This window comes from Lacticaseibacillus songhuajiangensis, from assembly GCF_003946025.1.
GTDB lineage: Bacteria > Bacillota > Bacilli > Lactobacillales > Lactobacillaceae > Lacticaseibacillus > Lacticaseibacillus songhuajiangensis.
In genome coordinates this window covers 1-7,766 of the sequence record NZ_RHNR01000068.1, presented here as the reverse complement: position 1 = coordinate 7,766, position 7,766 = coordinate 1, and the positions used below count along the sequence as shown (strand labels likewise).

5 protein-coding genes are annotated in these 7,766 nt (G+C 53.5%); 4 read left to right on the top strand and 1 reads right to left on the bottom strand.

The window, feature by feature from the left end; genetic code table 11:
- Positions 1-196 precede the first annotated feature (196 nt).
- The 3 genes from liaF to EKM97_RS11465 are packed head-to-tail and all read left to right on the top strand — an operon-like array spanning position 197 to position 2,647.
- A complete protein-coding gene (liaF, locus tag EKM97_RS11475; RefSeq protein WP_164507540.1) occupies positions 197-919 on the top strand; it encodes a cell wall-active antibiotics response protein LiaF in 723 nt (240 codons plus the stop codon).
- Positions 916-1,980 (top strand): sensor histidine kinase, encoded by a 1,065-nt coding sequence (locus EKM97_RS11470; RefSeq protein ID WP_125572520.1) that lies wholly within the window; start codon positions 916-918, stop codon positions 1,978-1,980. Before liaF ends, EKM97_RS11470 begins: the two co-directional genes overlap by 4 nt.
- Complete coding sequence (locus EKM97_RS11465; RefSeq protein WP_125572519.1) at positions 1,973-2,647, top strand: response regulator transcription factor; 675 nt, start codon at positions 1,973-1,975, stop codon at positions 2,645-2,647. Before EKM97_RS11470 ends, EKM97_RS11465 begins: the two co-directional genes overlap by 8 nt.
- 67 nt (positions 2,648-2,714) lie before the next feature.
- Here EKM97_RS11465 and EKM97_RS11460 read toward each other — a convergent pair whose 3' ends face one another.
- Positions 2,715-5,345, bottom strand: coding sequence for a YfhO family protein (locus tag EKM97_RS11460; RefSeq protein ID WP_125572518.1), 2,631 nt, complete (start codon positions 5,343-5,345; stop codon positions 2,715-2,717).
- A 116-nt stretch (positions 5,346-5,461) separates the two neighbouring features.
- On the opposite strand from EKM97_RS11460, the gene EKM97_RS11455 reads away from it, so the two are divergent.
- Positions 5,462-7,558, top strand: a complete 2,097-nt coding sequence (locus tag EKM97_RS11455; protein ID WP_125572517.1) for a peptidoglycan D,D-transpeptidase FtsI family protein — start codon at positions 5,462-5,464, stop codon at positions 7,556-7,558.
- Positions 7,559-7,766 lie beyond the last annotated feature (208 nt).

Below are 7,766 nucleotides of genomic sequence, written 5' to 3'. Positions count from 1 at the left end.
GAAGCGCAAGTGCACTCCTGCCGGAGTTGCCGACCCCACCGCCCACCTAGTAGTAGTTGTGAAAACGCCGCAGAGGCCCTGTGTGACTTCGTCACTGAAATGCTATCGCAGACGGACAGCGAAAGTTTGGAAAATCGGGCTCGGGACCTAAGCAAAATTCTCAAAATTCGGTATGATGTATGGTGGAGGTGAGGAAATGTCCTTACGCGTGCGTGTTTTTATTTTAATTGAGGCAGCATTGTTCTTGCTGCTGGCATACAAGGTCATTAGCAATCCAGCCACCCTGGTGTTCTGCATCCTCGGTGTGCTGAGTTTGTGTTGGGCCGCGAACATGCGCAGGGGGCGGCTCCTCCGGACGCCACTGATGATTTTCGGTAGCATTGCCGTAATCGTGTCGGTGTTCATCAACCCAGTGGCATGGTGGATGATGCTTGTCGGCGTGATTGTGGTGCTGTTCGCTGGTAGCAAGACCGTCAGCAGCGGTGGCCTTTTTCCGTGGATTCGTAAGCAGTTTGTGAGTGTGCGGACCACTGAAGACAGCGGCGACCGGAATGCTGAGCAACACCAGTGGATTGGCGATATGGCAATTGGTCAATCCGTTTATGAGTGGCAAGATGAGAATATTAGCGTCATCACCGGGGACACCATCATTGACCTGGGAAACACAATTTTGCCCAAACGGGAAAACGTCGTGATGATCCGCAAGGGTTTTGGCAAGACGCGGCTACTTGTCCCGATTGGCGTGGGCATTGAACTCAACCACTCCGCACTAATTGGTAAAGTTGAGTTTGCGGGTACTGAACATACTTTAAGAAACGAAACGCTGCATTTGTACAGCGATGACTACGATACGGCGCCGCGTAAATTACGCATCATTACTTCCGCCCTCGTTGGGGACCTGGAGGTGGTGCCAGTATGAGAAAGCGGACGTATCTCGGGATTTTTAGCAGCATTGCCATCGCCACTCTGGCTTTTGAGTTCGCCCTGGTGTGGATGATTGAGGGGAGCCGCAACCCGCAGAACTGGTTAGGCTCGCTCACGCGTTATTACTACGGTTTTCCTGTTGCCGGTTATGCGGTGCTAGGGGCCGTCACAACTGGTATCATTGCGTTTCTGATTATTTATGTCGTGATGCATCGCCTGTCGCGAGAGATTACGAGCCGCTTGTCGACATTGTCTGGTAACGAGCTGGCAAACTTGAGTTTCAGTGATAGCCGTACGCAGCACGCGGTGGGCCGCGAGAATGCCGTTATGCTCGAAAGTTTGCGGCGAAAAGTATTGCGTCTGCAGCAGGAAATTACCCGTTACAGCGCCAAGCCGGAAATGGTTGGCGGTGAGTCCAAGGAACAGATTTTGGTGGACGAACGCCACCGCATTGCCCGCGAGTTACACGATTCAGTGTCGCAACAACTCTTTGCCGCAATGATGATGCTGTCCGCACTGCGCAGTGTTGCTAAAAAGGGCGGCGATGAGAAGGTGCAGACGCAGGTTCGAACCATCGAACGCGTGATTAACTCCGCACAGTCCGAAATGCGGGCACTGCTCCTGCACTTACGGCCGACTAACCTGGCGGGCAAGCATCTGCGTGAGGGGATTATTGGCTTGCTGAAGGAATTGCAGACCAAAATTAACATTCGCATCACCTGGGAATTGGCCCCAGTTGAATTACCTGCCGCAACCGAGGATAATTTGTTCCGGATTGTGCAGGAATTATTGAGCAATACATTACGGCATGCAGATGCCGAAGAACTAGAAGTCTACTTAGCCGAATCGGCCGGCACCGTGATTTTGCGGGTAATCGATGACGGTGTCGGTTTCGACACGAGTCAAGCCAGCGCGGCAGGTAGTTACGGCCTGCAGAACATTCGGGAACGGGCGGCCGCAATCGGTGGTACTGCGCGGGTTGTCAGCTTCCCGAACCAAGGAACCAGCGTGGAAATCCGCGTCCCAATCACGAAGGAGGAAACAAATAATGATTAAGGTTCTAATTGTGGATGACCACGAAATGGTGCGTCTCGGCATTTCGTCATTCCTCGGTGTTCAGGATGATCTGGAAGTCATTGGCGAAGCTGAGGACGGCCAGGAAGGTTACGACAAGGCAATGGCACTGCATCCTGACGTGGTGCTCATGGATCTCATCATGCCCAAAATGAACGGGGTGGACGCCACCAAGAAAATTCTGAAGGACTGGCCGGGGGCGCGCGTGATTATTCTGACCAGTTTCATTGATGACGAGTTGGTGTACCCAGCTATTGAGGCGGGGGCGGCTAGTTATATTTTGAAAACCAGCACCGCCGACGAAATTGCTGACGCCATTCGGCAAACTGCTCAGGATCAGAAGGTCTTGGACCCTGAGGTCTCCGACAAAATTAAAAACCGCTCAAAAACGGCCGCGGACATCGCGCTTTATGATGAGCTGACCAGTCGCGAACGGGAAGTTTTACGCCTGATTGCCCAGGGCAAGAGCAACCAGGAAATTGCGGATGAACTCTTCATTACACTCAAAACAGTTAAGACGCACGTCTCAAACATTTTGGCCAAGCTGGAAGTGGATGACCGCACGAAGGCGGCGATTTACGCCTTCAAGCACGGCATCGTTAAACCAAGTGGCAAGGACGACGATGATGGCCACACGGCCGCCGTCTAAGTAACGACATGCAAATAGCCCGCCAGTCGGTTGCATTACGCAATTGATTGGCGGGCTATTTATATGTCTACGCTTTGTGTCGTACGGTGTGTTTGTGCCGATGTCGCGGAATCAAGTAGCAAGTGGCGACTAGTCCAGAGATTGCCGTGATGGCCAGTCCCAACAGCAGGTATGGTGGCATGTAGCGCATCTGCAAGTGGTGGTGACCGGTTTTAGTCTTGATTGCCCAGAAAGTATCCAGCACTTTGACTGGTTTAACAGTTTTACCGTCAAGCTGGATGTGCCAGCCGTTAGCGGCAGGGACGGTGGTGAAAATCAGATTCTGATCTTTGTCCGTGGTGATGTCGCCGGACAGACTCGTGTCGCTGCGCTGGACGTTACTCAAACTATTTTGTTTCAGGGTGTGCAGGTCAGCGGTCAGTTGCGCCTTATTTAGGCTGTACAGGAAGACGTCGCTGAAATTGATGCTCTTACTGAAGATCATCTTGATGGTTTGCTTTTTGCCGACTTGGTCGGGGGATACGTTCAGGATGACTGGACTGCGGAAGGTATCATAGGTAATGACCTTGTTACCATTCAGTGAAACGTCCACAGCATTGTCAGTGAAGTCGCTGCCGACGATGAGGTAAAGCGGGTCGCTAGTCTTCGGCGTGTAGGTGTAGGTCACCTGCGCGCGCTTGTGGCCCTTTTTCACGTGGTATACTGGCCCGCTACTATCATTGGTCACCTTGATGTTGGTGAGCATCGTCTGGTCAAAAGGCAAGACGTTGAACAGGGATTCGAAGTCACGCCCCATCAGACCGGCGATAATCGCCTCCTGGTTAGTCAGCGGGTTGGTAGAATTAAGTTTGGTCTTTTGCACATGGCTGCTGGCAGCGAAGGCAAGTCCGAGTGCGTTCTGGTTTTTGTAGATGTTGAGCAGCTTGGTGTGACCTTGGTAATCGTACTCGCTCATGTCAGGACGGCTACTTAAGCCGGGCAAGAGGGTATTGCCGAGTGCTTGCTTGCTGACGGTGCGGGGGCCGAGCCAGTACTTGGTATCAAGCAGCGCGTCAGACAAGAGCGTGCCGTCCGCGTAAGTGACAAAGCCGTCGCCTTCCGGTTGGCCAATTGCCGCGTAGAAACGCGGAATGGCGGGTTCGAACATCGAGTTAAACTGATCCTCGCCCATGTAGCCAATCTGCATGGCGTCGTTCTTGGTGCGCAGCACAGTTTTAGCAATGCGGTAAGTGCCGTGGTCTGCGGCCTGAATTTTGTTGACGCCGGCGCGCAGGGTTTCGGTGTAACTATGGAAGTCGCTGTGCGTAACGTAACTGATTTGGTTGAGCGCTAGCGCCGCGCTAGTCGTCAGATCAATAATGGTGAAGCCAAAAATAATGAAGTGACTCAGCCCTAATTGGTCGTTCTTGGCGCTGAGGATGACAATGGCCAGCAGCGCGTACAGTTTGCTGAGAATGACACTTTCCCGACTGAGAAAGCTGAACGACTTTAGGTGCAGCCATACGTAAAGGGTTGCGGCTAGTGCGAGCGCGGTGAGCAGGAGCATTTTCCAGACGTTGATGCCATCCGGCACGCTGCGCAGTCCGCGTTCGCCAACTACAATCAGGAAGAAGCAAACGACAAAGGAGAAGCGGTAGGGATACCAGACTGGAAACTGCATGCCGTGCCAGAGCAAGTCGAGCGGTTCGTACATCATCGACACAACTAAGAACGCGGTGACCAGCAAGGCTGCAAGGCGCTCACGCAAGGGAATATTGCGGGCGATGAAGAACAGAATCACGCCGAGCGTCAGCAGCGCCCCGATGAAGATGTTGGGTGTTCCAGAGGGCATTTGGTCAAAATTAAACGCGCCGCTAAAGAACTTGGCAATCAGGTGCAGCGGGTTGTACTCGAAGCGGCTACTGATTTTGGTTACGGTATAGGTCCCCTTACTTTGACTCAGCTGGTAGAAGGTGGGCAGGAGCACCACGGCGGCCAAGCCGCCCGCAAGGAGGCTGCCAGCGGTAAAGCGTAAGGTGACGCGTCCAGCTTGGCGTTTGCCCTGCCAGTCGCGCACCAGCACGTACAGGTAGTACAAAATGGCAAACAGGCAAATCATGTAGCCCATATAGTAGTTGGCAACCAGCGCCGCTGCGAGCCAGAGCGCATAATGACGGGGCCGCTCGCTACTGAGGCGCTCGATACCGTCTGCAACCAAGGGCAGAATAATGGCCCCGTCTAGCCACATCAGATTGAGCGTGTTGGCGACCATCCAGCCACACAAGGAGTAGGCAAAGCCGGTTGTAGGGAGAATCAGGCCGCGGCGGCCGCGCCGGTACATGAAGTAAGCCATGCTCAAACTGGCCGCGCCGTATTTAACGAGTGTCATGGCAGTGATGGCGAGGTCAATTTGCGTTTTGGGGAACAGCAAGAGTAACAGGTTGAACGGACTCATCAGGTAGTAAGCCCAGACGCCGAACATGTCACCGCCTAGGGCTTTATTCCACGCGTAGAAGAGTTGACCGGGGTGGCCGAGCAAAGTTTGTCTAAAATAAGAGTAAAAATCGACGTATTGTTGCCCCATATCGACCGTTAAGAGGCTAGCATTACCGAAGGGGTAAACGTGCCGGACAGCGAAAAAGTAAACAGCCATCACGATGACGGGTAAACAAAACGCCAGTGTGAGCGGATGTTTCTTGATTGCAGTTAGAATTCGCATGTTGTCCTCCTTAGCTTAAGTTTCTGTTTGTTAGCATACCACGAGTGGCGAGATGCATGGAGTTAAGCGGGGCTTTTTGGTACACTGTTATAAGAATAATAAAGGGGACTGCCTAGTTGAAGTACATTCGGACGCCGCGGCCAAAGCGGCAAAAATCATCAATTCCATTTCGTCTTAACTTCCTATTCTTCATCGTTTTCCTGCTCTTCGCGCTACTGGTTGGTCAGTTAGCGTACCTGCAGATTGCCAACGGTGCCAAGTTCAATACTGAAGTTAACCGGACCGGCAGTACCGTCGTGACCGGCAACGTGCCGCGCGGGATCATCTATGATTCCAAGGGGCGCGAGCTCGTCGACAATAAGGCCAACGCGGCCATCACCTACACCAAGAACGTGGCCACGTCGTCCACGCAGATGTACAAAACCGCGAACCTGCTGCAAAAGTACATCACGGTCGACGCCAGCAACCTGCAAAAGCGTGACCTGAAGGACTACTTCCTCGGTAGCAAGGCCAACGTGAAGAAGGTCAACAAGTACCTGACCAAGAAGCAGCAGAAGGACACGGATAACGTGTACAACTACCAGCTGAAGGTCGCTGGCAAGATCATGCCAAAGTTCACCGCCGCACAGAAGCAGGCGGCCGCAATCTACAAAGTGATGAACGGAGCGACGCAGCTGTCGACCGTTTACATCAAGGATAGTGGTGTTACTTCTAAGGAAGTCGCGGTTGTCGGTGAGCACCTGACCGCTCTGCCTGGGGTTAACCTGGGGACTGACTGGGAACGTAGCTATCCGAACGGGAAGTCCATCACCAGTATCATTGGGACGGTCAGCTCGGAAAAGTCTGGTTTGCCGCGTGAAGCCCTCACCAGTTACCTGGAGAATGGCTACGCGCGTAACGACCGTGTCGGGACTTCCTACCTGGAAAAGCAGTACGAAACTGCACTGCGCGGTAGTAAGTCGCAAACCAAAGTCGAGATTAACAGCCAAGATCAGATTGTCAGCCAGGTGGAGAAGTTCGCCGGCCAGCAGGGCCAGAACCTGAACCTGACCATTGACTCGGATTACCAAAACCAGGTCGAAAAAATTGTCAAGAAGTACTACAACCAGGCACTCGGTTCTGGTGGTGCGGGACTGTCTGACGGGATGTACGCTGTTGCCATGAACCCGAACACCGGCGCCGTCCTCGCGATGGCTGGTGTTTCCCACAATACGAAGACCGGCAAAATCACGGATGACGCGCTGGGGGTCATTAACCGCGCGTTTGTTATGGGGTCCGCCGTTAAGCCAGCCATGGTACTGGGGGCATTGCAGAAGGGTGTCATCACCCGCAGTAACAACACCCAGTCCGATGAACCGATTTACCTGAAGGGTGCTCCAGTTAAGAAATCTGTTTATCCAGTCGGGACGTTTAGCTCGATGAACGCCCAGATGGCGCTGCAGGTCTCTAGTAACATCTACATGATGCGCCTGGCAATGAAGGAAGCTAACGCAACCTACTCGCCAAAGAGTGTCATGACGATGGACAATGACGTCTTCTCCATCCTGCGCGGTTACTTCGCCCAGTTTGGGCTGGGCACCAAGACTGGGATTGACTTGCCTGGCGAAGCTCTCGGGGTCACCGGTAAGAATTACAACGACTACGGTCAACTGGCCGTCGGTTCCGCACTGGACTTGTCCTATGGGAACTACGACTCCTATACACTAATTGAAATGGCACAGTACGTGAGCGCCATCGCCAACGGCGGTTACAAAATGCAGCCGTACGTTGTGCAGTCAATTTCCCAGACCTTGGCCGATGGTTCTAGCGGACCGGTCGTTTCGACCACGCAGCCAAACGTGCAGAGCAAGGTGCTTTCCAGCACCGCCGACATCAACTTTGTAAAGCAGGGGATGTGGCAGGCCGTTCACGGCACCAACGGTTGGACAACTGCGACCGTCATGAACGGACTCAACCCGGGAGTCGCGGCTAAGACTGGTACTGCGCAGACTTTCGCCAACGGCCAGTCCACACTGAACGTTTCGCTGATTGCCTTCGCACCAGCAAAGAACCCGCAAATTGCGATTGCGGTCGTTCTGCCGGACATCTTTACTGCTGCCGATGATGGTGGTTACCAAAAGCTTGTTGGCCGTGACATGATTTCCGCGTACTATAAGCTGCACCACATATCTAAGCAGAAGGGTTACACCGCGCACGCAAGTACATTGCAATAAAAATTAGGAAGGCGGGACACGATAGTGTCCCGCTTTTACTGTCCGTCAGCGTAAGTCCGCGCCCGCAAGGGGGCACTTTACGCTTGGGTTTGTTTTCAAACCGCCGCTAGGCGGTGGGTCGGCAACTCCAATGGTGGTGCGCTTGGGCTACGCTCCGGGAACTACGTCGGGCGGGGCCGCTTCAGCCCGCTAACGCGGTCTTCCGCTG